The organism is Klebsiella sp. 10-1, from assembly GCF_009758445.1.
Lineage (GTDB): Bacteria > Pseudomonadota > Gammaproteobacteria > Enterobacterales > Enterobacteriaceae > Klebsiella > Klebsiella scottii.
The window spans coordinates 1,357,486-1,380,635 of the sequence record NZ_WQRE01000001.1 but is presented as its reverse complement, the minus strand read 5'-3'; the positions used below and the strand labels follow the sequence as shown (position 1 = coordinate 1,380,635).

Here is a 23,150-nt window from a genome sequence, read left to right as displayed (position 1 = left end):
AATGGTCGAAACATTGCTGGAAGTCCGCAATCTGAGTAAGACCTTTCGCTATCGTACCGGCTGGTTCCGTCGTCAGACGGTGGAAGCGGTTAAGCCCCTGAGCTTTACGCTGCGCGAACGGCAGACCCTGGCGATCATCGGCGAGAACGGCTCGGGGAAATCCACGCTGGCGAAAATGCTGGCCGGCATGGTTGAACCCAGCTCGGGCGAGCTGCTGATTGACGACCGTCCGCTGGCATTTGGCGACTACTCCTTCCGCAGCCAGCGTATCCGCATGATTTTCCAGGACCCGTCAACCTCGCTGAACCCGCGGCAGCGTATTTCGCAGATCCTCGACTTCCCGCTGCGTCTGAATACCGGGCTCGAACCGGAGGCGCGGCAGAAGCAGATTATTGAGACGCTGCGGATGGTCGGCCTGCTGCCGGACCACGTCAGCTACTACCCGCATATGCTGGCCCCGGGGCAAAAACAGCGTCTTGGCCTTGCCCGCGCGCTGATCCTGCGGCCTAAGGTCATTATCTGCGATGAGGCGCTGGCGTCGCTGGATATGTCGATGCGTTCGCAGCTGATCAACCTGATGCTGGAGCTGCAGGAAAAACAGGGTATTTCATATATCTACGTTACCCAGCATTTAGGCATGATGAAGCATATAAGCGATCAGGTTCTGGTGATGCATCAGGGGGAAGTGGTGGAACGCGGCAGCACCGCCGACGTGCTGGCTTCGCCGCTGCATGAGCTGACTAAACGACTGATCGCCGGCCACTTTGGCGAAGCGCTGACCGCTGACGCCTGGCGTAAAGACGGTAAATAATCCCTTCAATCACCCGGGCAAGGCTGACGCCCTACCCGGGCCTGTTGCTTATCTGCGCTGCGAGGCGCGCGCTCAGTCCGGCAATATGGTTTGCGCCGGCAACACCCGGCGGTCAAAGCGCCGCAGCGAGTAGTACAGCAGCCCGGAGGCAAACCAGCCGATAATCCACGATACGTCGTTACCGGCAAATATCCACGTCAAAGAGCCGTGGAACAGCGGGTTCTCAATAAACGGCAGCTGGATAAGCACCCCCACCACATAAATTGTAATAGCGTAGCTATTCCAGTAGCCGTAGCGTTTTTTCGGGTCAGACAGGGCCGGAATATCCACCGCGCCGGAAGAGATAAGATAGTAATCGGTCAGGCTAATCGCGCTCCACGGAACGAAGAATGCCAGCAGGAACAGCAGGAAATGGGTGAAGTTCTTCAGGAACGCCGGCTCGCTCAACAGGGCGATAATGCACGATATTGACACCATCAGCGCCACGAAGATGATGCGCGATCTCTGCGATAACGACGTCTGGCTGCGAAAACCGGAAACGATGGTGCTCAGCGACATAAAGCTGCCGTAAGCATTCAGCGTCGTGAAGGTGATTTTGCCGAAGCAGATGGCAAAGTAGATCACCATCGCCATCACCTGGCTTTTGCCTAATCCCACGATAAAGCTCACCTCATGCCCGGGGAAAGCGCTGCCGGCAATGGCTGCCGTCAGCACCCCCAGCGTCATTGAGGCCTGGGTGCCAAGAACCGTGCCGCTGAAGACGGAGAAAAAGGTTTTGGCGCCGGACACGTTGCCCGGCAAATAGCGAGAGTAGTCGGAGACGTACGGGCAAAATGCAATCTGCCACGACGAGGACAGCGACACGGCCAGCAGGAACATCGGCAGGGAGAAATGGCTATTTTGCGCGATAGCCTTCAGGTCTGCGGCGAGCAGCAGCGTAATAAACAGATAGGCAAACGCCAGCACGCCGACAATGCTCGCCACTTTGCCCAGCTTATGGATCACCCGATAGCCCAGCACGGCAATGACGATGATAATCGCGCTGAACAAGAGCATACCGGCGACGTTGGAGACCGACAGCAGCCTGGCCATCGCCTGCCCGGCAAGTACGGTGCCGCTGGCGGAAAAGCCGACGTACATAATGCAGACCAGCACCAGCGGAACCACCGCGCCAAAAACGCCGAACTGCGCGCGGCTGATAATCATCTGCGGCAGCCCCAGGCGCGGGCCCTGCAGGGCGTGCAATGACATCACCGCCGCGCCAAGAACCTGGCCCAGCAGCAGGCCAATCAGCGACCACACCACGTCACCGCCCAGCACCACGGCCAGCGCGCCGGTAACGATAGCGGTAATTTGCAGATTGCCGCCAAACCAGAGCGTAAACTGGCTGAAAGGATGTCCATGTCTCTCGCCTTCGGGGATAAAATCGATCGAGCGCGTTTCCGTTATGCTCCGTTCACTGCTTTTTGACTGCCCATCTGTTGACGAAAAAGAAGACATAGTTTCCTCGCTATAAACGGTTTTCAACTGCCAGGACCCGGTTTCTTGCATCTACGCGCATTGTCGTAGGCCCGCATATATGACAGGTCATGTATATACAAGCATTGACAACCGTACGCACCGTGCACATGATAAATTTGTGATGAAGATGTAAATATTTTGTGTGAGAGAAATATACAAAAAAGAAACATCTCATCGCGACCAAACGCGTGCGATGCGCGCCCCTTAATCTCCAGCCATCAGAGGCCTGAATCCCGATGATCGTCTCCTTTCAGTTATCCTCCCTGCCCGTCACGCCGTGGAAAAACGGCGGCGGCGAAACCCGAGAGATCGTCAGCGTGCCGTCGCCCGATGCGCCGTTTCTCTGGCGGGCCAGTATCGCCACCTTACAGAACGACGGACCGTTTTCGCCCTTTCCGGGCGTCGATCGGGTGATAACGCTGCTAGACGGCGGTTCGCTGTGGCTGCGCGGCGATAATATTGCTCATCGCCTGAGGCTGTGGGAACCGTGGGCCTTTGCCGGCGAATGGCCGCTGACCAGCGAGGGGATTTCGCGGCCGGGGCTGGACTTCAATATAATGACCCAGCGTAGCCGGGCCACGGCGCAGGTCAGCGTGGTGTCCGCCGCACAGCGGCCCGGCGCAACGGGGATCGCGTATGTTCTGAAAGGACGCTGGCGGCTGGGGGAGCAGCTGCATGCTGCCCAAAGCGGCATCTGGTGGCAGGAGACGTCCCCGGGGGAGCTGATCCCGCACTCCGCCGATGCCAGGCTGCTGCTGGCTAGCGTTAGCGTACGTTAGCCGCATTTAGCCTGGAGAACGGCGCAAAACGCCTGCGATATCCGGTGATATACTGGAGAGTACGCGATGACAGGGATGCGACAGACCGCCGACGCCGACCGTGAAGGTTGACGCCCGTGAACCCAGCGGCGGCGCCGATATTGCCTGCTGGATGTCGGCTATTGCTGAAAAATATCGTGACACAGGGGGTCGTCAGTGGGATATAATTCTCGGCTAAATTTGAGTTATTTTGAAATAACAACACTAACCACATGATTGTTAAAGTAAAAATAAGCAATAACGATAAGGATTAAAGCTATGGGTTTTCTTTCCGGTAAGCGCATTCTGGTGACTGGCGTTGCCAGCAAACTGTCCATCGCCTACGGTATTGCGCAAGCAATGCACCGTGAAGGGGCTGAACTGGCGTTCACCTATCAGAACGACAAACTGAAAGGTCGTGTGGAAGAATTTGCTGCGGCACTGGGTTCCAACATCGTACTGCCGTGCGACGTGGCTGAAGATGAGAGCATTGAATCTCTGTTCACCGAACTGAGTAAAGTATGGCCGAAATTCGACGGTTTCGTTCACTCAATCGGTTTCGCACCGGCCGATCAGCTGGACGGTGACTACGTTAACGCGGTAACCCGTGAAGGTTTCAAAATCGCTCACGACATCAGCGCCTACAGCTTTGTGGCAATGGCGAAAGCCTGCCGCGAGATGCTGAACCCGGGCTCCGCCCTGCTGACGCTCTCCTACCTCGGCGCAGAGCGCGCGATCCCTAACTACAACGTGATGGGCCTGGCTAAGGCGTCACTGGAAGCTAACGTGCGCTACATGGCGAACGCAATGGGTCCGGAAGGCGTGCGCGTCAACGCCATCTCTGCCGGTCCAATCCGTACTCTGGCGGCATCCGGGATTAAAGATTTCCGTAAAATGCTGGCTCACTGCGAAGCCGTCACCCCGATTCGTCGTACCGTGACCATCGAAGACGTCGGCAACAGCGCAGCATTCCTGTGCTCTAACCTCTCTGCGGGCATCTCCGGCGAAGTGGTTCACGTGGACGGCGGTTTCAGCATCGCCGCCATGAACGAGCTGGAACTGAAATAAGTTCTTTACCCTCCTCACGCCGTGAGGAGGGTCCTGCTCTGCGACAACTGACGACGTTTCGCGACATCTCTCCCCCTCTGTTATTCCAATCAGCTATTTGTTAGCACGTATCAATATTTTCTACTGCTTCAGGGTTACGCCAGGATAGTTATGCATAGATGGCCCACAGAAGTGCGGCCGGACACATATCGATCAAGGAACGCCCATGGAGCAACGCCGCGTGTATGGCAAAAACCACTGGTATCACGAAACCCAGTCAACAATCTGCCCGGTGGATGTATTACCGCTCGTCCCTGAAGCCGCTTATGTCGAAGACCGCTTTTTACTCGACCTGACGTTGCCCGAAGAGCTGCTCCACGCGCATGCGGGCTGGCTGGCTCCGGCGCGATGTCTGGCCGACGCGCTCTTTCCGACGTCAGTGACGGTGAATCGTCTGCAAACCTTTAGCGCCTACGATCGTCTGAGCACGGCGCTAACCGTCGCGCAGGTCTATGGCGTACAGCGCCTATGTAACCACTACGCGGCGCGCCTGGCGCCGCTGCCGGGCCCGGACTCATCGCGCGAGAGCAATCGTCGTCTGGCACAGATTACGCAATTTGCGCGCCAGCTGGCAGGCTCTCCCTCGGTAATTACCGCGCTCTCCCGCAGCCAGCTGGACGAAGTTGGCTTAACCAGCCGCGATATTATCCTGATTAACCAGATTATCGGTTTCGTGGGCTTCCAGGCCCGCGCAATCGCGACCTTCCAGGCGACGCTAGGCTTTCCGGTACGCTGGATGCCGGGAATGCCACAGCAGGAAGATGCGCCGGCGGAAGGCTTTACCGCCGCGGACGTCGACTGGCTGGCCGACGTTAACGATGGCGACCTGCGCTATGCTAACGACGAGAGGCAGGCGCGGCTGATCGGCTGGCAGCGACACCCCGGCCTGGCCGAGCTGGCGCCGCTGCTGGCGGTCGACGATACGATCCTTAACGCCCAGGATGAGCTGCTGACCCGGCTGAGTGAAAACCAGCCCTTTGCTCCGCTGGTCGCGCTGATGGCGGCGCGGATCAATGGCAGCGTCAGCTGTTTTAACGCCTGGGAGCGAGAATGGACCGGCTCCCAGGCGTTTCCCGACGCATTACGCCATGACGATCGTGCGCTTCAGGCGTGGGGCGAGACGCATCAATCCGAACGCGCAATTTATCTGGCGGCGCAGCTGTTAACCCGCTCTCCCGACCGCTTCAGCGCGGCTCAGCTAACTCCCCTCACCGAATATGGGCTTTCCCGAACGCAGGTTATCGATATTCTGGCGTGGTGCGGGCTGTGCGGCTGGATCAACCGGCTGAAAATCGCCCTCGGCAATGTTCATCAACGGACGTAAAATGCCAAACAGCGCTTGCTGCAACAGGCATAATCGCGTAAAAATGACAGCCGCTCTTTTAGCCACGAAAATACCAAATTATGTTTCAGGACAACCCGCTGCTAGCGCAGCTTAAACAGCAACTGCATTCTCAGACTCCTCGCGTTGAAGGGGTCGTTAAAGGTACGGAAAAAGGCTTTGGCTTCCTCGAAGTTGACTCGCAGAAAAGCTATTTCATTCCGCCGCCGCAAATGAAAAAAGTGATGCATGGCGATCGTATTACCGCCGTGGTCCATACCGAAAAAGAACGTGAAAGCGCGGAGCCGGAAGAGTTGGTTGAGCCTTTCCTGACGCGTTTCGTCGGTAAAGTGCATAAAAAAGACGATCGCCTGTCTATCGTTCCCGATCATCCGCTGCTGAAAGATGCCATTCCGTGTCGCGCCGATCGCAGCGTCAGCCACGATTTTAGCGAGGGTGACTGGGCGGTTGCCGAAATGCGCCGTCATCCGCTGAAAGGCGATCGCGGCTTCTATGCTGAATTAACCCAGTTCATCACCTTCAGCGACGATCACTTCGTGCCGTGGTGGGTCACCCTGGCGCGCCATAATCTGGAAAAAGAAGCGCCAAACGGCGTGGCCACCGAGATGCTGGACGAAGGGCTGCAGCGTCGCGACCTGACGGCGCTGGAGTTCGTGACCATCGATAGCGCCAGCACCCAGGATATGGACGATGCGCTGTATGTGGAAGCCGCCGCTGACGGTAAGCTGCACCTGACCGTAGCGATTGCCGACCCGACCGCCTGGATTGCCGAAGGCAGCAAGCTGGACGACGCGGCAAAAATTCGCGCCTTCACCAACTACCTGCCGGGCTTTAACATCCCGATGCTGCCGCGCGAACTGTCCGATGACCTGTGCTCGCTGCGCGCCAACGAAATCCGTCCGGTGCTGGCCTGCCGCATGATCCTCTCGGCCGATGGTACGATTGAAGACGATATTGAATTCTTCGCCGCCACCATTGAGTCGAAGGCCAAGCTGGCCTACGACAACGTCTCTGACTGGCTGGAAAACACCGGCAGCTGGCAGCCTGAAAGCGAAACCATCGCTCAGCAGATTACCCTGCTGCAGGACGTGTGCCTGCGCCGCAGCGAATGGCGTAAAACCCATGCGCTGGTGTTTAAGGACCGTCCGGACTACCGCTTCGTGCTGGGCGAGAAAGGCGAAGTGCTGGATATCGTTGCCGAGCCGCGCCGTATCGCCAACCGCATCGTTGAAGAGTCGATGATTGCCGCCAACATCTGCGCCGCTCGCGTGCTGCGCGACAAGCTGGGCTTTGGCGTTTACAACGTCCATACCGGATTTGATCCGGCAAATACTGAACAGCTGGCCGCGCTGCTGAAGACCCATGACGTGCACGTCGATCCGCTGGAAGTTCTGACCCTTAACGGCTTCTGCAAGCTGCGCCGTGAGCTGGACGCGCAGCCGTCTGGTTTCCTCGACAGCCGCATCCGCCGCTTCCAGTCCTACGCCGAAATCAGCACCGAACCGGGCCCGCACTTCGGCCTTGGCCTCGAAGCTTACGCCACCTGGACCTCACCGATTCGTAAGTACGGCGATATGATTAACCATCGCCTGCTGAAAGCCATTATTAAAGGTGAAACCATCGCGCGTCCGCAGGATGACGTAGCGGTGCAGATGGCGGAACGCCGTCGTCTGAACCGGATGGCAGAGCGCGACGTCGGCGACTGGCTGTACGCGCGTTACCTGAGCCCGAAAGCCGGCACCGATGCGCGCTTCGCGGCTGAAATTATCGATATCAGCCGCGGCGGCATGCGCGTGCGCCTGGTCGATAACGGCGCTGTAGCCTTTATCCCGGCGCCGTTCCTGCACGCCGTCCGCGATGAGCTGGTCTGCAGCCAGGAAAACGGCACCGTGCAGATTAAGGGTGAAACCGTCTACAAGGTGACCGACGTTATCGACGTTAAAATTGCCGAAGTCAGAATGGAAACCCGCAGCGTTATTGCCCGTCCGTTCGCCTGATAGTACTCCTCAGCGGCTCCCGACTCCGGGAGCCGTTCGTTTTCCCGCTCCTGCGCTAAAAATCTCCAGATGAGATAGGTTGTGCGATCTTTTCACTTCTCTTTTGCATCCGTTTTTTGCATCATTGATTTCATTCGCTTTTGTAACCAGGATAATACTATGTCTGATCTGAATGCCCGCCTGCTCGCCCAACGTATCGATACCGTGCTGGATATTCTGGTTGCCGGAGACTATCACTCCGCGATTCATAATCTGGAGATTCTCAAGGCCGAGCTGCAGGCTCTTGCCAACGATGAGCCGGAAAACAAGCCCGGTCAGCCGAAAGCCCCCTGGGAAATCTGACAGCCCTTCGCGCCGCAAGCGACCGCGCAGCGTCGATTGCCCGTAAAATAGCCCCCTAACAGTGATGTTGCTATGAACGCCCGACAACAAAGTATTTTGCAAATGGTCATCGATAAAGGCCGCATGAGCGTGGCCGATCTCGCGAAGATGACCGGTGTCTCTGAAGTGACCGTTCGTCAGGATTTAAATCTGCTGGAAAAGCAGAGCTATCTGCGTCGTACCCACGGTTTTGCCGTTCCGCTGGATAGCGAGGACGTAGAGACGCGAATGATGACCTATTTCGCCATTAAGCGTGAGCTGGCTATGCGGGCCGCTACGCTGGTTTCTCCCGGCGAGACGGTGTTTATCGAGAACGGGAGCTGCAACGCCCTGCTCGCCAGGACGCTTGCCGAGCGTGGGGATATCACCATCATTACCGTCAGCAGCTATATCGCCCACCTGCTGAAAGAGACGCCGGGAGAAGTGATTCTGCTCGGCGGGATCTATCAAAAACGCAGCGAGAGCATGGTCGGCCCGCTGACCCGGCAGTTTATTCAGCAGGTCCATTTCAGCAAGGCGTTCATTGGCATCGACGGCTGGCAGCCTGAGACCGGCTTTACCGGACGGGATATGATGCGCGCGGATGTGGTTAACGCGGTGCTGGAAAAAGGCTGTGAGGCGATTGTGCTGAGCGACAGTTCAAAATTTAGCGTCGTGCACCCTTACCCGCTCGGCCCGGTTGGGCGCTTTAATCGCATCATTACCGATAGCAACCTGCACGATACCGCCCGCCAGCAGCTGGCTGAAAGTGGTTTAACCGTCGATATCGTCAACGTCTCCTGATCCCTCTGCGATCCCTTTCTCCGTCGCCCACCCAGGTGGGCGCAGGCCGCGTGGCGCCACGTCTGAGAGTATTCCGAGCCCCCAATTCAGACTTTTTACCTGCCGGTTAAATTTAAAGAAAGTAGAATTATTGTTAGCGATATAACAGGAAGTGACTATCACCCGCGTGATTAAAGTAACACCTGCGCAACTAAACTTCATGGAATACCCCTTAACTCATAGTTCACGCTATGCTTTAAAGGAAGTTGTATCCATGAATAGATTATTCAGGAGAAAATTATGATGACTTCAATGAGCAAAAAAATGGCTGCGGCAGTTCTGGCTGTAACAGTGGTAATGTCCCTGAGCGCGTGTTCTCACTGGTCAAAACGCGATCGTAATACCGCCATTGGCGCCGGCGCTGGTGCACTGGGCGGCGCGGTATTAACCGACGGCAGCACCCTGGGCACCCTGGGCGGCGCAGCGGTCGGCGGGATTATCGGTCACCAGGTGGGTAAATAAGTTTTAAATCAGTTCAAATAAAAAATAATTGCTCGCGGATTTGCTGACTCACGCACCGGAAAAAAATCAGGGCCACGGTATTTACCGTGGCCCTGTTGTTATTATCAGCCGCCGGCCAGCTTCACCTTCATACCCTTAGCTTCGAGCAGCGATTTTATCAGGTCGCGTTTGTCGCCCTGAATTTCAATCACCCCCTCTTTTACCGACCCGCCGCAGCCGCATTTCTTTTTCAGCTCAGCGGCCAGCTTCGCCAGCGCTTCATCATCCGCATCAATGCCGACGATCAGGCATACGCCTTTGCCTTTGCGGCCGCTGGTCTGGCGCTGAATACGCACCACGCCATCGCCTTTCGGGCGCTCGATAACCTGCTTTGGCTCATCGATACGTCCGCTCTCCGTCGAGTAAACCAGACGGCTGTTAGAATCGGTCATTATGCCCCCATATTCAGCGATGCGTTAATCTGGCGTAAGGTCGCCGCCGGGTCGGCAGACTGCGTCACCGGACGGCCAATAACCATATAGTCCACGCCGGCCGCCTGCGCCTGCTCCGGCGTCATAATGCGGCGCTGGTCACCCACATCGCTGCCCTGCGGACGAATGCCGGGCGTCACCAGCTTAAACGCCTGCCCCAGCTCCTGTTTGAAACGCGCCGCTTCCTGCGCCGAGCAGACTACGCCATCGAGGCCGCAGCGCTGAGTCAACGCCGCCAGTTTTGCCGCATGGTCGGCCGGAGAGAGCGTGATCCCCAGCTCCTGCAAATCGCTGGCCTCCATGCTGGTCAGCACGGTGACGGCAATCAGCAGCGGGGCATCTTTGCCATACGGCAGGAGAGCTTCACGCGCCGCGGTCATCATCCGCGCTCCGCCGCTGGCATGGACGTTGACCATCCAGACGCCAAGTTCGGCCGCCGCCGCAACGGCGTGAGCGGTGGTGTTAGGGATATCGTGAAACTTGAGATCGAGGAAAACTTCGAAATTACGCTGGTGCAAATCGCGAACAAACTGCGGCCCAAACAGCGTAAACATCTCTTTGCCAACCTTAAGGCGGCAGTCCCGCGGGTCGATGCGGTCGACGAACGCCAGCGCTTTATCGCGGTTATCATAATCGAGAGCCACAACAACGGGAGAGGATGTGACAACGCGAGAAGAAGATGTAGCAGTAGACGTCATGACCAGACCTTAATTGTTGATGGGCGCCGGGCTCGGCGCAAAAAAGGTAAACGGGCAGCATTCTACCTGCGATAAGGGGAAAATAACAGGCTGCGTTTCAGCGCCTGCCCGACGATGGCGGTTCGATGGCTTAACCGTGGGAAGGTGAAAAAAGCCATTAGTATGTTGTAACTAATGAGGTTTTTTTTTAAATGTTACTGGCCATCAAGGCCGCGAATCGGTTTGATGGTGGACCACGATCGGCAGGACGGGCAGTGCCAGTAGAGGGTGTGGGCGGTAAAGCCGCATTTTTGGCAGCGGTATCGCGGCTTGCTGCGTACCTGCTCGCCAACCATATCGCGCAGCACGCCGAGGCTCTCTTTCGCGCGCCCCTCTTCCGCTTCGTTAAGATGGTAGTCCATCAGCTTGTGGAAAACGCGCATCGTCGGATGGCGCTCCAGCTGACGGGTGACGTAGCTTTGCGCCGCTTCAATCCCCTCGCGCTGCTCGAGGATTTGCGCCAGCATCAGCTCGGCGGTCGCGCCGGTATTTTCATCGGCGCAGCGGCGCAGAAACGTTTCCCACTCGTCGATTTTGCCCAGCTGCTGGTAGCAGGTCTGGAGCATTTCGAGCGTCTCGCCGACCAGCTCTTTGTCCTGATTGATCACCCGCTCCAGGCTTTCGACCGCCTTCGGATAATCGCCCTTTTCCATCCACACCCGGCCCATCATAATGGATACCCGGGCGCTGTTGCGATCGGCCGCGGCGCCTTTTTTCAACAGCGACATAGCCTTGTCCATATCGCTGTTCGCCATCTGCTGCAGCGCCAGCTCGCACCAGAAGTTGGCGATATCCCCGCGATGCTTCTCTTTGCCCAGCTTCACCAGACGTTCGGCAACATCAATGGCGGACTGCCAGTCGCTGGTCGCCTGGTAAATTTGCAGCAGCTGCTGCAGCGCGCTAAGGCGAAAGTCGGTTTCATCCACCAGCTGTTTGAACATATCCTCCGCGCGGTCGTACAGGCCGGCGGCCATATAGTCGCGCCCCAGCTGCTGCACGGCCAGCAGGCGCTGATCGTAGGTCAGCGAAGCGCTTTCCATCAGGCTTTGGTGAATGCGGATCGCCCGGTCAACCTCGCCGCGGGAGCGGAACAGGTTGCCGAGGGTCAGGTGAGCTTCAACGGTGCCGGTATCCTCTTTCAGCATATCGAGGAACAGATCCACGGCTTTATCCTGCTGATTACTCAGCAGGAAGTTAACCCCGGTCACATAATCACGCGACAGGCGGCTAGCGTCGTCCTGTTTGGACTGTTGTGCACTTCTGCGCCCCATGTACCAGCCGTACGCGGCGGCTACGGGCAAAAGCAGAAACAACAACTCCAGCATAAACGATTATTCCTTCACCGCAGGGGTGCCTGCGTCGACTGGCGCTACGCCCGCAGGCGCAATCTGATGCTCAAGGCGCTTAACTTTACGCTCAGCGCGAGCCAACGAAACCCGAACCCGCAGCCAGAAAAGGCCGCAAATCAGCCAGCCAATCGCAAACCCTGCCGCAAAGAGAACCGCCAGCAGCGTTGAAATCCGGAATTCACCCTGTGCGAGTAAATAGTTGAACGTAACCAGTTGGTCATTTTGCGCACCCAGCGTCACGGAGATGACGAAGATCGCGAGTACCAGTAAGAAAATGAGTAAATATTTCACACTACTTCCCGTTATGTGGGTTGCGCGAAAAAATCCCGCGTTCAGCCCTATAAAGTATCATTTTCGCTGCAGAGGTGGAATGGAAAAGCACGACACCACGACAGGATATGGGGTCGTATGGCGCGAAAAACAACTTTAGCCCTGTTTTAGCGCCCGTTTCTTAATATCCTGCGCCTCTTCCCCAGGCGGCGTCAGCGGGCCGCACAGCCGCTGAGTCAGCCAGGTGGCCAGCGTCACCAGCAGCCATGAGATAAGCGTAGCGACGAGCAAATCCTGCGGCCAGTGCATTCCCAGCGCCAGCCGGCTCCCCATCACCGCGGTAGCCCAGACCATCAGCAGCGCGATGGTCAGCCGGCGACGCCGCGGCCACAGCAGCCCCACGCCGAGCAGCGCCCAGCTGGCCGCAAACATGGTGTGTCCGGATGGAAAAGCAAAACCGGTCTCTTTCTGCCAGTGTTTACGTAAGAATTTAGGAATCCCCTGCTCCTGAACCAGCTGTTCATGCACCAGTTTAGCGCGTTCTTTGCGTTTTAACGCGTAGAATTGATCGACCGGAACCTGCTGCGTTTTTTCCAGCCAGATAACGAAGGGACGCGGCTCCTGCACCTGGCCTTTGATCCAGGACTTAATGCCCTGCCCGAGCAAAATGGCCGCCGCCAGAATCATAAACAGCACCACGGCCGCCCGCAGGCGAAATCGCAAGCACCATAAGAACCAGCCGCAAAGTATCGTATGGGTGATGATGCCCCACGGCTGTGTCACGCTTTCGGTAACCCAGTACAGCAGCTTTAACCCCCGCTGCGGAAGTTCCGGATGCCACTTCCAGCCGGCTAGCCAAACCACTGCGGGCATAATCATTAATAGTGCCGCACCGGTGGCGGTTCGTCTGGCAATCGACAGCATTTCATCTCCTTAATCCTTTCTGCCGACTATCATAACGGAAAGTGGTTCGTTTGTGCGCTTTACGCGCAGGCAGTAGTGCGTAATTAGGAGAACCTTACGGCCTTGTGGCAAAATAGCGGCAAACAGAAAGCACATTCAGGTGCTGACAAAGTCTGGAGAATCACATGCAGCTTAAACGTGTGGCAGAAGCCAAACTGCCAACCCCCTGGGGCGATTTCCTGATGGTGGGTTTTGAAGAACTGGCAACCGGGCAGGATCACGTCGCGCTGGTTTTCGGCGATATTTCGGGCCAGGCGCCCGTCCTGGCTCGCGTACACTCTGAGTGTCTGACGGGCGATGCCCTTTTCAGCCTGCGTTGTGATTGCGGTTTTCAGCTGGAAGCGGCGCTGTCGCATATCGCCGAAGAGGGTCGCGGGATCCTGCTGTACCATCGTCAGGAAGGCCGCAACATTGGTCTGTTAAACAAAATCCGCGCCTATGCCTTACAGGATCAGGGCTACGACACCGTAGAAGCGAACCATCAGCTCGGCTTTGCCGCCGACGAGCGCGACTTTACGCTGTGCGCTGATATGTTCAAACTGCTGAACGTCGAGCGCGTCCGCCTGCTGACCAACAACCCGAAAAAAGTAGAAATTCTGACCGAGGCCGGGATCAATATCGTGGAGCGCGTGCCGCTCATCGTCGGACGCAATCCGAAGAATGCCCACTATCTGGATACCAAGGCCGCCAAGATGGGGCATCTGCTGAATAACTGATTCGGCACCATTAATTCAGGGCCAGCGATTGCTGGCCCTTTTTTTTACAGCATATTGCGGATCACATAGTGCAGAATGCCGTCATTCTGATAATAGGTCAGCTCCGTGGCGGTATCGATACGGCAGCGGCAGGCAATCACCTCCTGCTTGCCGTCCGCCCGCGTTAGGGTTACCGGCACCGTTGCGCCGGGCTCTAGCGCCTGCAGCTGGCTGATATCAATCCGCTCTTCACCGGTTAGCCCCAGCGTTTTGCGGGTTACGCCCTGCGGGAATTCCAGCGGCAAAATCCCCATGCCTATCAGGTTAGAACGGTGAATACGTTCAAAGGATTCGGCGATCACCACCCGGACGCCGAGCAGACGCGGGCCCTTCGCCGCCCAGTCGCGGCTGGAGCCGGAACCGTACTCTTTCCCGGCAACCACCGCCAGCGGCGTGCCTTCGTCCTTATAGAGCATGGCCGCGTCATAAATCGCCACCGGCTCGCTGCCCGGCAGATGTCGGGTCATGCCGCCTTCAACGCCGGGCACCATTTCGTTGCGAATACGGATGTTGGCGAACGTCCCGCGCATCATCACCTCGTGGTTACCGCGTCGCGATCCGTAGGAGTTAAAATCGATACGCTCAACGCCGCGGTTTTGCAGATAGCGCCCGGCGGGGCTTTCCGCCTTGATGCTTCCCGCAGGAGAAATATGATCCGTGGTCACCGAGTCGCCGAGCATCGCCAGAATTCGCGCGCCGCGAATATCCTCTACCGGTTTGGGCTCAACGCCCATCTCATCGAAGAACGGCGACAGGCGGATGTAGGTTGAGTCGCTCTGCCAGTCATAGGTATCTGAACGCTCGACGTCGATAGCCTTCCATTCAGGCGTACCTTCAAAGACCTCGGCATACTCTTTATGGAACATGTCGGTAGAAACCTGCTCTACCGCCTGCGCGATCTCCAGGCCGCTCGGCCAGATATCCTTCAGATAGACCGGCTGACCGTCTTTGCCGTCCCCCAGAGGATCGCGGGTCAGGTTGACGTTCATATTGCCGGCCAGCGCATAGGCCACCACCAGCGGCGGCGAGGCCAGCCAGTTGGTTTTCACCAGCGGGTGAATGCGCCCTTCGAAGTTGCGGTTCCCGGAGAGCACCGCCCCTACGGTCAGATCGCCCTTTTTAATCGCTTCTTCAATCGGCTCCGGTAGCGGACCCGAGTTACCGATACAGGTGGTGCAACCATATCCCACCAGATTAAAGCCCAGCGTATCGAGATAAGGGGTGAGTCCCGCATGCGCAAGATAATCAGAAACCACCTTCGATCCCGGCGCCAACGACGCTTTGACCCACGGCTTCGGCTTCAGGCCGAGCTCAACCGCCCTTTTCGCCAGCAGGCCGGCGGCCATCAGTACGCTGGGGTTGGAGGTGTTGGTACAGGAGGTGATGGCGGCGATGGCCACCGCCCCGTCCGGCAGCGAATATTGCTGTCCGTTCAGCGTATAGTCGACCGACCGTTTGTCTTTCTGCGTGTGATTGACCTCCAGCTCCGTGCTGGCCGCAAACGCTTTCGGCACGTCCCCTAACGCGACGCGGTCCTGCGGACGCTTCGGCCCGGCGAGGCTTGCTTCTACCGAGCCCATATCGAGCGCCAGGGTGCTGGTAAATACCGGCTCATCGCCGGTCATCCTCCACATTCCCTGCGCTTTGGCGTAGGCTTCCACTAACGCGACCTGTTCTTCACTACGGCCGCTCAGGCGCATATAGCTGAGAGTCACCGCATCGATCGGAAAGAAGCCGCAGGTTGCACCGTATTCCGGCGCCATATTGGCGATGGTTGCCCTGTCCGCCAGCGGCAGTGAGTCCAGTCCGTCGCCGTAAAACTCGACAAATTTACCCACCACGCCGTGCTGGCGCAGCATCTGGGTGACGGTCAGCACCAGGTCCGTCGCGGTGATCCCTTCACGAAGCTTGCCGGTCAGCTTAAAGCCGACGACGTCGGGGATCAGCATCGATACCGGCTGGCCTAACATTGCCGCTTCGGCCTCAATGCCGCCGACGCCCCAGCCGAGCACGCCGAGGCCGTTAATCATCGTGGTATGCGAGTCGGTGCCGACCAGGGTGTCGGGCCAGGCAAAACACTCCCCGTTGCGCTCTTCGCTCCACACGGCCTTGCCGAGATACTCCAGGTTGACCTGGTGGCAAATGCCGGTACCCGGCGGCACCACGCTAAAGCGGCTGAACGCCTGCTGCCCCCAGCGCAGGAAAGCATAGCGCTCGTGGTTACGCTCCATCTCCAGGCGAACGTTCTCTTCAAACGCATCATCGTTACCAAAGCGGTCCACCGTTACCGAGTGGTCAATCACCAGGTCGACGGGGGAAAGCGGGTTAACCTTAGCGGTATCACCTCCCAGGCGTTTCACCGCTTCGCGCATGGCGGCCAAATCCACCACCGCCGGCACGCCGGTGAAGTCCTGCATCAGTACACGCGCCGGTCGATAGGCAATCTCCCGGTCCGCGTGGGCCTGCTTGAGCCAGGCTGCCAGCGCGTGGATATCCTCTGCGGTGACCGAGTCACCGTCCTGCCAGCGCAGCAGGTTTTCCAGCAGTACTTTGAGCGATTTCGGTAAACGGGTCAGATCGCCCAGTTCTTTAGCGGCCAGCGCGAGGCTGTAATAGTGGTAGGTTTTATCATTGACCTGTAGCGCGTCCTTACTGGCTGCTCGTAGGGTTGACGACATAGCTCCTCCTTTATCTCAGGGATGGCATGCCCTGATGCTCCTCAGGGTTAATATTAAAGATAACACATACCAGGCATAACACTTTGATAACAACCCGAATTGCTAAAATCGGCGAAATCGTACAAAGATATTGCACCAAAATAGACAGCAGGTTTTTTGTGGTTATAAAGAGATGAGATCGCGAGGGATATTATTATTAGCAGGAAGAGCTCTGAGGAGCGAAATGCGAAAAAGAACTAATCGCCGGTTCTCTGACGATTAGTTCAAAGGAATGGATTATTGATTAAAAACCATCGTGGCGAAATATATCCTCCTTAATGCCGTTAGTTTATTAAAGTGAAATAAACACCGAGGTTCTTACTGTCATAAAAGTGACATTTTTACAAAGGCGGAAAAGCGTCGCTTAGCTCACGATCCAGACGTTACAGATGACTAGTGCAACGATACTCCAGAACATTGCAAGCCCGATGAACACAGCGCCCCAGGCCCGACTTCTCAACACAGGATCCACTTCCGTCTTGTCACCGGCCTGTGACATCGCCAACTTCATATAATCGATATCACTTATCATATCTTCACCACCAATCGTTGAAATTATCAGGTACAGTTAAATCTTAATTACGGACCATCTATTAATCCAGTGAATTTTGCCCGGAATTATTATCTTTAACCGTTATTTTGATCGGAGTAGGTATAATTGCAACCGTGTTAAAAGGAATAATGAAATTTGTGAGTTATACGAGGTTTACAATGTTAATTACGCGTCATTATAGGTATTGGCATCCCGGGGATGGGATGCCGAATATTTAGACAAATCATTTTTCCGGCAGTTTAATATCCTTAAACATCGCCTCAATATCTTCATTCGAGCGCAAAGCCACCGCCGTATCCACCACGTCGCGCGTCAGATGCGGCGCAAAACGTTGAATAAAATCATACATATAGCTGCGCAGGAAGGTACTGCGACGGAAGCCTATTTTCGTCGTGCTGTGGCTGAAGATGCCGTTGGCGCTGAGTTTGACGAGGTCCGGATCGGACACCGGGTCAACCGCCATGCTCGCAATAACCCCAACCCCCAGTCCCAGGCGAACGTAGGTTTTGATGACATCGGCATCGGTTGCGGTGAAAACGATGCGCGGCGTCAGGCCGGCGCGGTTGAACGCGGTATCCAGCTCGGAGCGCCCGGTAAAGCCAAAGGTGTAGGTCACCAGAGGATACTGGGCCAGCTCTTCAATCGTCACCGAGCCTCTGGAGGCGAGCGGATGCTCAGGCGTCACGACAATCGAACGATTCCAGTGGTAGCACGGCAGCATCACCAGGTCATCATAGAGATGCAGCGCCTCGGTAGCGATGGCAAAATCCGCATTTCCCTTTGAGACCGCCTCGGCGATCTGCGTTGGCGACCCTTGATGCATATGCAACGAGACGCGCGGATAGCGTTCAATAAAGCCCTTGATCACGCCAGGCAGCGCATAGCGAGCCTGGGTATGAGTGGTCGCCACGTACAGCGACCCCTTATCCGGCCACGTGTGCTCGCCCGCCACTGATTTGATGGCGTCAACTTTCGACAGCACTTCGCGGGCGATGCGGATAATCTCCTGACCGGCAGGCGTCACCTGAGTTAAATGCTTGCCGCTGCGGGCAAAAATCTGAATACCCAGCTCATCTTCCAGCATGCGGACCTGCTTGCTGATGCCGGGCTGCGAGGTATACAGGCCTTCGGCGGTAGAGGAGACATTCAGATTATGGTTAACAACCTCAACGATGTAGCGGAGTTGCTGTAGTTTCATGGCTGATATCCGTTAACGCGTAAAATGAATTCGCTTGATACAGTTTACGTTCAGGCCGCCCGCCGGCAGAGAGGCTACGCGCCGCTGCCGCCCCGGCGATTCGCCGCGCTGGCGCCACAAAGCGTCCTGAAACGAGAATGTAGTAAGACGATTTAATAATAAAAAAGGGATTAACTATAACCACTATATCATTTATATCTACAGTGTATAGACACTAACGGAAAATAATAAGGCGGTTATAAGGCCGGAGATGTGCGGCAAAACTTCAAGGATTTCAGCGACGAGCGGAAAAAGAAAGGGCCGCAGTGTGCGGCCCTTTTTAGGGGTAAGGCGCTTACTTTTTAGCTTCAGTCCATTTGCCGTCGATGTAGAAGGCTGACCAACCGGTGGCTTTGCCATCTTTTTCAGACGCAACGTACTGCTGCTTGGTTTTACGGCTAAAACGCACCAGCGTTTTATTGCCTTCCGGATCCTGCTGCGGCGCATCGGCGAGATAGCGCAGCTTCTCCGCAAGGCGGTCACGGAAGCGGAACAGCTCCTCAACCAGCGGCGCGCGGGTTTCGCGGGATTTCGGGAAGGTGTTCGCCGCGAGGAAGACGCCGGCAGCACCGTCACGCAGAACAAAATAGGCGTCCGATTTCTCACACGGCAGCTCCGGCAGCGGAACCGGATCTTCCTTCGGCGGAGCCACTTCCCCGTTACGCAGAATTTTGCGCGTATTCTTACATTCGTCGTTGGTGCAGGCCATGTACTTACCAAAACGCCCCATTTTCAGGTGCATCTCAGAACCACATTTTTCGCACTCAACTACCGGGCCATCGTAACCCTTAATGCGGAATTCGCCCTCTTCAATCTCATAGCCGTCGCAGGTCGGGTTGTTACCGCAGACATGCAGCTTACGCTTAGGATCGATAAGGTAGCTGTCCATCGCCGTGCCGCATTTCTGGCAGCGACGCTTGGCACGCAGCGCGTTGGTTTCGGCGTCGTCGCCTTCCAGCACGTTGAGCACTTCGTTTTCCGGCACCAGGTTAATGGTGGTTTTGCAGCGTTCTTTCGGCGGCAGCGCGTAGCCGGAGCAGCCGAGGAATACGCCGGTGCTGGCGGTACGAATACCCATCTCGCGGCCGCAGGTCGGGCAGTCGATGCTGGTCAGCACCATCGGATTAGGCTGCATGCCGCCCTCTTCCGGGTCCTTCTCCGCCGTTTCCAGCTGAGCGGTGAAGTCACCGAAGAAGTGATCCAGCACCTGCCGCCACTCGGCCTGATGATTCGCCACCTGGTCGAGGCGGTCTTCCATTTGCGCGGTAAAGTCGTAGTTCATCAGATCGCGGAAGTTCTCTTCCAGACGATCGGTGACGATCTCACCCATTTTTTCCGCATAGAAGCGACGGTTTTCCACCCGAACGTAGCCGCGATCCTGAATAGTCGAAATGATCGACGCATAGGTTGACGGACGGCCAATACCGCGTTTCTCAAGCTCTTTAACCAGCGATGCTTCGCTAAAGCGCGCAGGCGGTTTGGTAAAGTGCTGCGCCGGGCTGAGCTCGACCAGACTTAAGCTGTCGCCCTGATTAACCACCGGCAGGACGCGATCTTCATCGCCCTTACGCAGCGCAGGCATGACTTTCGTCCAGCCATCAAAACGCAGGGTACGGCCACGCGCCTTGAGTTTGAAGTCACCGGCTTTCACCGTCAGGGTGGTGGAGTCGTACAGCGCTGGCGTCATCTGACAGGCGACAAACTGGCGCCAGATCAGCTGATAGAGCTTCAGCGCATCGGATTCCATGCCTTTTAAATCTTCCGCCATCACGTTCACATCAGAAGGACGAATCGCTTCGTGCGCTTCCTGCGAGTTTTCTTTGCTGGCGTACTGGTTGGCGTTCTCAGGCAGATACTTTTTACCAAAGTTATCACCGATGTAGCCGCGCACCATGCTCAGCGCATCCTGGCTCAGGTTCGTCGAGTCAGTACGCATATAGGTAATGTAGCCAGCCTCATACAGACGCTGCGCCATCATCATGGTTTTCTTCACCCCGAAGCCCAGACGCGTACTGGCCGCCTGCTGCAAGGTTGAGGTGATGAACGGCGCGCCCGGCTTGCTGCTGGTCGGCTTATCTTCGCGTTCCAGCACGCTGTAGCCGGCTTTCTCCAGCAGCGCGACGGCAGACATGGTCTCATCGCGGTTAACCGGACGGAACGGCTTGTCGTTCTTGTGCGTAACCTGCAGCGCTAAAGCATCTCCGCCTGGCGTGGTGGTGCTGGCGTCAATTTCCCAGAACTCTTCCGGTACGAAGGCTTTAATTTCGCGTTCACGTTCGACCACAAGGCGCACGGCAACGGACTGAACGCGGCCTGCCGAGAGGCCGCGAGCGATTTTTTTCCACAGCAGCGGAGAAACCATATAGCCCACGACGCGGTCCATGAAACGACGCGCCTGCTGGGCATTAACACGATCGATATTCAGTTCGCCCGGCTTGTCAAAAGCCTGACGGATCGCGTTTTTGGTGATTTCGTTAAATACGACGCGGCTGTAGCGTTTTTCATCACCACCGATAACTTCCCGCAGGTGCCATGCGATGGCTTCCCCTTCGCGGTCAAGGTCGGTTGCGAGATAGATGTGGTCGGCTTTTTCCGCCAACTGCTTGAGTTCTGAAACTACCTTTTCTTTACCCGGGAGTACTTCATAGTGCGCATCCCAGTCATGCCACGGGTCGACGCCCATGCGATTGACCAGAGCGCTACGTTCGTCCTTTTTAGGCTTTTTGGCCCCTTTGGTGGCGGTAGAGTCGGCGCTCTTTTTGGAAGCTGAGCCACTGGTCGGCAAATCGCGGATATGACCGACGCTGGACTTAACCACGTAGTCATTACCCAGATACTTATTGATCGTTTTGGCTTTTGCCGGGGACTCAACGATAACGAGAGCTTTACCCATATTCACCTTTACCTAATTTGATTCATCCAGGAATACATCGCACATTGATTCACCATCCGCTGGCGACGTCCGTCATATGTTGCGTCGTCGTCGAAGAATATCAACCCTCTGCACGTCCGGCCTCACGTCCATAAAACCAGATAGCCGGGTTTACTGACTTTGTTCAGTCAGGTGACATAGCACGAATAATTTTTGGCCGAATGTCAAGCAAATCTGCTGCCAGATCGCTGAAAGCGTCACACTGTACCTGATAAAATTCGTTACGCAACTTTATTAGCATGCAAAAGCAAATCCCGCCAGTAAAGTCATGTTTCTTAGGCTGTTGTCAGTACCCCTGCAGCGTCAATGGAAAATTTGCCCCTGCCCGCCGTGCGGCGTAGACTATTGCGCGAAGAATCACAGGAGGCCGTTATGCAAGGTACAACCCAACCAATCGATCGCCAGACGCTGCTTGAAAAAGCCAACAAACTTATTCGCGAACATGAAGATACGCTAGCCGGGATCGAAGCCACCGACGTCGTTCAGCGTAACAGCATTCTGGTATTTAGCGGCGAGTTTTATCTTGATGAGCAGGGTTTGCCTACAGCGAAGAGCACGGCGGTATTTAACATGTTTAAATACCTGGCGCATGCGCTGTCTGAAAAATATCATCTGGTCGATTAAGCCCTTGCTTTCAGCAGGGTTCTGAACGAAAACGCGAGGCCTGGGCCTCGCGTTATTTTGTCTACATCAGCGGTTTTTGTCCCCGCTGCCACCAGCGCAGCAGCAGACGATCGGCGCTTTCAGCGGCGCTGCCGGTGAAGCGGTCAAACATCTTTTTCCTCTGCTGGTAACGCACGCTAATCACATCGTGGCTGTCTATCAGCCCCAGCAGCAGCTCATCGCTGGTTTCTACGGCATCGACCAGCCCTTTCTCCAGCGCCTGAACGCCGTACCAGTGCTCGCCGGTTGCCACCTGTTCAATATCCAGCGTCGGCCGCATTTTGTGGACGAAATCCTTAAACAGCTGATGGGTATCGTTCAGATCTTCCCGAAACTTGCGCCGTCCTTCATCGGTGTTTTCACCGAGCATCGTCAGGGTGCGCTTGTACTGCCCGGCGGTATGCAGCTCAATATCGATATCCTTATTTTTAAGGAAACGATTAATGTTAGGAATTTGCGCGACCACGCCGATGGAGCCGAGAATGGCAAACGGCGCCGAGACGATTTTATTGGCAACGCAGGCCATCATGTAGCCGCCGCTGGCGGCAACTTTATCTACCGCCACCGTCAGCGGAATTTGTTTGTCGCGAAGGCGCTGCAGCTGCGAGGAGGCCAGGCCGTAGCCGTGCACCACGCCGCCGGGGCTCTCCAGGCGGATGATGACCTGATCGCGCGCTTTCGCCGTGGCCAGAACGGCGGTGATCTCTTCGCGCAGGCTGCTCACCTCGTGGGCGTCCATGCTGCCTTTAAAGTCGAGCACCCAGGCACGGGGTTTGCCGTTTGGTTCCGTAGAACCGAGCTTCGCCCGCGCTTTCGCGGCCTTGGCTTCCTGCTTGAGCTTTTTCTTTTGCGCTTTATGCCAAAGCTTCTGCTGCGGGCCGTCGAGTAAAGCCACCGCGAGCTCCTCCCGCATCTCTTTATACTGCTCGCTAAGGTTGGTGACCCGCAGTTCCCCGCGCTGTTTCTTGCGCTGGGCGAGGTTAACGATAATTGCGGCGACAGCCGCAATAGCGACGACAACAGTCGCTATTTTGGCCAAAAATAAGCCATATTGAGCAAGTAATTCCACGTTTTCACCTTGTGTTAACCACTGACGTTGAAGCACAGTGTACATCAGCCTTTGCCGGGAAGTCTCTGCGCTTTGTGTCGTGTGCGAGGCGCCTTCTTGTTTTTTTCAGCGACGATGAAATCGTTGCAAGATATTAATTCCGCAAAGAGTTTCCGCTTCGCCGATTGCAATACCCGGCCGTTTCAGGCATAAAAC

General features: G+C 56.3%; 21 protein-coding genes. 10 read left to right on the top strand and 11 right to left on the bottom strand.

The annotated features are described in order from the left end of the window. Nucleotide 1: 1 nt before the first annotated feature. Nucleotides 2-811, top strand: coding sequence for a peptide ABC transporter ATP-binding protein SapF (gene sapF, locus GO007_RS06605; RefSeq protein ID WP_095097098.1), 810 nt, complete (start codon nucleotides 2-4; stop codon nucleotides 809-811). 72 nt (nucleotides 812-883) lie between these two features. On the opposite strand, the gene GO007_RS06600 is transcribed toward sapF, so the two are convergent. Further along, on the bottom strand, nucleotides 884-2,260 hold the full coding sequence (locus GO007_RS06600; protein WP_189339840.1) for a purine-cytosine permease family protein: 1,377 nt from the start codon (nucleotides 2,258-2,260) through the stop codon (nucleotides 884-886). A 308-nt stretch (nucleotides 2,261-2,568) separates the two neighbouring features. Here GO007_RS06600 and GO007_RS06595 point away from each other — a divergent pair, with 308 nt between their 5' ends. The 7 genes from GO007_RS06595 to osmB all read left to right on the top strand — a co-directional run bounded on the left by GO007_RS06595 (nucleotide 2,569) and on the right by osmB (nucleotide 9,240). Beyond that, nucleotides 2,569-3,111 (top strand): HutD/Ves family protein, encoded by a 543-nt coding sequence (locus GO007_RS06595; protein ID WP_095097095.1) that lies wholly within the window; start codon nucleotides 2,569-2,571, stop codon nucleotides 3,109-3,111. A 297-nt stretch (nucleotides 3,112-3,408) separates the two neighbouring features. Continuing rightward, nucleotides 3,409-4,197, top strand: a complete 789-nt coding sequence (gene fabI, locus GO007_RS06590) for an enoyl-ACP reductase FabI (RefSeq protein ID WP_045855073.1) — start codon at nucleotides 3,409-3,411, stop codon at nucleotides 4,195-4,197. Between the two features lie 205 nt (nucleotides 4,198-4,402). Beyond that, nucleotides 4,403-5,560, top strand: coding sequence for a CMD domain-containing protein (locus tag GO007_RS06585; RefSeq protein ID WP_095097092.1), 1,158 nt, complete (start codon nucleotides 4,403-4,405; stop codon nucleotides 5,558-5,560). A gap of 80 nt (nucleotides 5,561-5,640) precedes the next feature. Next, a complete protein-coding gene (locus GO007_RS06580; protein ID WP_095097089.1) occupies nucleotides 5,641-7,575 on the top strand; it encodes an exoribonuclease II in 1,935 nt (644 codons plus the stop codon). A 159-nt stretch (nucleotides 7,576-7,734) separates the two neighbouring features. Next, nucleotides 7,735-7,917, top strand: coding sequence for a YciZ family protein (locus GO007_RS06575; RefSeq protein ID WP_095097086.1), 183 nt, complete (start codon nucleotides 7,735-7,737; stop codon nucleotides 7,915-7,917). 72 nt (nucleotides 7,918-7,989) lie between these two features. Further along, nucleotides 7,990-8,739, top strand: coding sequence for a DNA-binding transcriptional regulator YciT (gene yciT, locus GO007_RS06570; RefSeq protein ID WP_095097083.1), 750 nt, complete (start codon nucleotides 7,990-7,992; stop codon nucleotides 8,737-8,739). Nucleotides 8,740-9,021: 282 nt separating this feature from the next. Continuing rightward, nucleotides 9,022-9,240 (top strand): osmotically-inducible lipoprotein OsmB, encoded by a 219-nt coding sequence (osmB, locus tag GO007_RS06565; protein ID WP_026612282.1) that lies wholly within the window; start codon nucleotides 9,022-9,024, stop codon nucleotides 9,238-9,240. Nucleotides 9,241-9,344: 104 nt separating this feature from the next. On the opposite strand, the gene yciH is transcribed toward osmB, so the two are convergent. The 5 genes from yciH to pgpB all read right to left on the bottom strand — a co-directional run bounded on the left by yciH (nucleotide 9,345) and on the right by pgpB (nucleotide 12,990). After that, on the bottom strand, nucleotides 9,345-9,671 hold the full coding sequence (gene yciH / locus GO007_RS06560) for a stress response translation initiation inhibitor YciH (RefSeq protein WP_095097078.1): 327 nt from the start codon (nucleotides 9,669-9,671) through the stop codon (nucleotides 9,345-9,347). After that, entirely contained in the window at nucleotides 9,671-10,408 is a 738-nt protein-coding gene (gene pyrF, locus GO007_RS06555; RefSeq protein ID WP_095097075.1) for an orotidine-5'-phosphate decarboxylase, read from the bottom strand. Before pyrF ends, yciH begins: the two co-directional genes overlap by 1 nt. Nucleotides 10,409-10,602: 194 nt before the next feature. Next, nucleotides 10,603-11,772 carry a lipopolysaccharide assembly protein LapB gene (gene lapB, locus GO007_RS06550; RefSeq protein ID WP_095097072.1) on the bottom strand — a complete coding sequence of 390 codons (1,170 nt, stop codon included), beginning with the start codon at nucleotides 11,770-11,772 and terminating at the stop codon, nucleotides 10,603-10,605. Nucleotides 11,773-11,778: 6 nt separating this feature from the next. Beyond that, complete coding sequence (locus GO007_RS06545; RefSeq protein WP_041145190.1) at nucleotides 11,779-12,087, bottom strand: LapA family protein; 309 nt, start codon at nucleotides 12,085-12,087, stop codon at nucleotides 11,779-11,781. A 135-nt stretch (nucleotides 12,088-12,222) separates the two neighbouring features. Then, entirely contained in the window at nucleotides 12,223-12,990 is a 768-nt protein-coding gene (gene pgpB, locus GO007_RS06540) for a phosphatidylglycerophosphatase B (protein ID WP_095097069.1), read from the bottom strand. Nucleotides 12,991-13,154: 164 nt separating this feature from the next. Here pgpB and ribA point away from each other — a divergent pair, with 164 nt between their 5' ends. Then, nucleotides 13,155-13,745: a GTP cyclohydrolase II gene (gene ribA / locus GO007_RS06535; RefSeq protein WP_041145188.1), complete on the top strand. Its 591-nt coding sequence runs from the start codon at nucleotides 13,155-13,157 to the stop codon at nucleotides 13,743-13,745. Between the two features lie 44 nt (nucleotides 13,746-13,789). Here ribA and acnA read toward each other — a convergent pair whose 3' ends face one another. The 4 genes from acnA to topA form a co-directional block, all read right to left on the bottom strand. Then, nucleotides 13,790-16,462, bottom strand: coding sequence for an aconitate hydratase AcnA (acnA, locus tag GO007_RS06530; protein WP_095097066.1), 2,673 nt, complete (start codon nucleotides 16,460-16,462; stop codon nucleotides 13,790-13,792). Between the two features lie 403 nt (nucleotides 16,463-16,865). Further along, nucleotides 16,866-17,033, bottom strand: coding sequence for a YmiA family putative membrane protein (locus GO007_RS06525; protein WP_071844914.1), 168 nt, complete (start codon nucleotides 17,031-17,033; stop codon nucleotides 16,866-16,868). A 244-nt stretch (nucleotides 17,034-17,277) separates the two neighbouring features. Further along, nucleotides 17,278-18,252: an HTH-type transcriptional regulator CysB gene (cysB, locus tag GO007_RS06520; protein ID WP_095097063.1), complete on the bottom strand. Its 975-nt coding sequence runs from the start codon at nucleotides 18,250-18,252 to the stop codon at nucleotides 17,278-17,280. A 334-nt stretch (nucleotides 18,253-18,586) separates the two neighbouring features. Then, nucleotides 18,587-21,184: a type I DNA topoisomerase gene (gene topA, locus GO007_RS06515; protein ID WP_095097060.1), complete on the bottom strand. Its 2,598-nt coding sequence runs from the start codon at nucleotides 21,182-21,184 to the stop codon at nucleotides 18,587-18,589. A 411-nt stretch (nucleotides 21,185-21,595) separates the two neighbouring features. Here topA and GO007_RS06510 point away from each other — a divergent pair, with 411 nt between their 5' ends. Beyond that, a complete protein-coding gene (locus tag GO007_RS06510) occupies nucleotides 21,596-21,847 on the top strand; it encodes a YciN family protein (RefSeq protein ID WP_095097057.1) in 252 nt (83 codons plus the stop codon). A 61-nt stretch (nucleotides 21,848-21,908) separates the two neighbouring features. Here GO007_RS06510 and sohB read toward each other — a convergent pair whose 3' ends face one another. Continuing rightward, nucleotides 21,909-22,955 (bottom strand): protease SohB, encoded by a 1,047-nt coding sequence (gene sohB / locus GO007_RS06505; RefSeq protein ID WP_095097054.1) that lies wholly within the window; start codon nucleotides 22,953-22,955, stop codon nucleotides 21,909-21,911. Between the last annotated feature and the right edge of the window lie 195 nt (nucleotides 22,956-23,150).

Coding starts and splice junctions, on each gene's coding strand:
- pyrF (WP_095097075.1), bottom strand. CDS start 10,408: ATGACGTCTACTGCTACATCTTCTTCTCGCGTTGTCACATCCTCTCCC.
- pgpB (WP_095097069.1), bottom strand. CDS start 12,990: ATGCTGTCGATTGCCAGACGAACCGCCACCGGTGCGGCACTATTAATG.
- sapF (WP_095097098.1), top strand. CDS start 2: ATGGTCGAAACATTGCTGGAAGTCCGCAATCTGAGTAAGACCTTTCGC.
- GO007_RS06510 (WP_095097057.1), top strand. CDS start 21,596: ATGCAAGGTACAACCCAACCAATCGATCGCCAGACGCTGCTTGAAAAA.
- GO007_RS06525 (WP_071844914.1), bottom strand. CDS start 17,033: ATGATAAGTGATATCGATTATATGAAGTTGGCGATGTCACAGGCCGGT.
- fabI (WP_045855073.1), top strand. CDS start 3,409: ATGGGTTTTCTTTCCGGTAAGCGCATTCTGGTGACTGGCGTTGCCAGC.
- GO007_RS06575 (WP_095097086.1), top strand. CDS start 7,735: ATGTCTGATCTGAATGCCCGCCTGCTCGCCCAACGTATCGATACCGTG.
- GO007_RS06585 (WP_095097092.1), top strand. CDS start 4,403: ATGGAGCAACGCCGCGTGTATGGCAAAAACCACTGGTATCACGAAACC.
- yciH (WP_095097078.1), bottom strand. CDS start 9,671: ATGACCGATTCTAACAGCCGTCTGGTTTACTCGACGGAGAGCGGACGT.
- GO007_RS06580 (WP_095097089.1), top strand. CDS start 5,641: ATGTTTCAGGACAACCCGCTGCTAGCGCAGCTTAAACAGCAACTGCAT.
- osmB (WP_026612282.1), top strand. CDS start 9,022: ATGACTTCAATGAGCAAAAAAATGGCTGCGGCAGTTCTGGCTGTAACA.
- acnA (WP_095097066.1), bottom strand. CDS start 16,462: ATGTCGTCAACCCTACGAGCAGCCAGTAAGGACGCGCTACAGGTCAAT.
- GO007_RS06595 (WP_095097095.1), top strand. CDS start 2,569: ATGATCGTCTCCTTTCAGTTATCCTCCCTGCCCGTCACGCCGTGGAAA.
- yciT (WP_095097083.1), top strand. CDS start 7,990: ATGAACGCCCGACAACAAAGTATTTTGCAAATGGTCATCGATAAAGGC.
- topA (WP_095097060.1), bottom strand. CDS start 21,184: ATGGGTAAAGCTCTCGTTATCGTTGAGTCCCCGGCAAAAGCCAAAACG.
- cysB (WP_095097063.1), bottom strand. CDS start 18,252: ATGAAACTACAGCAACTCCGCTACATCGTTGAGGTTGTTAACCATAAT.
- ribA (WP_041145188.1), top strand. CDS start 13,155: ATGCAGCTTAAACGTGTGGCAGAAGCCAAACTGCCAACCCCCTGGGGC.
- lapB (WP_095097072.1), bottom strand. CDS start 11,772: ATGCTGGAGTTGTTGTTTCTGCTTTTGCCCGTAGCCGCCGCGTACGGC.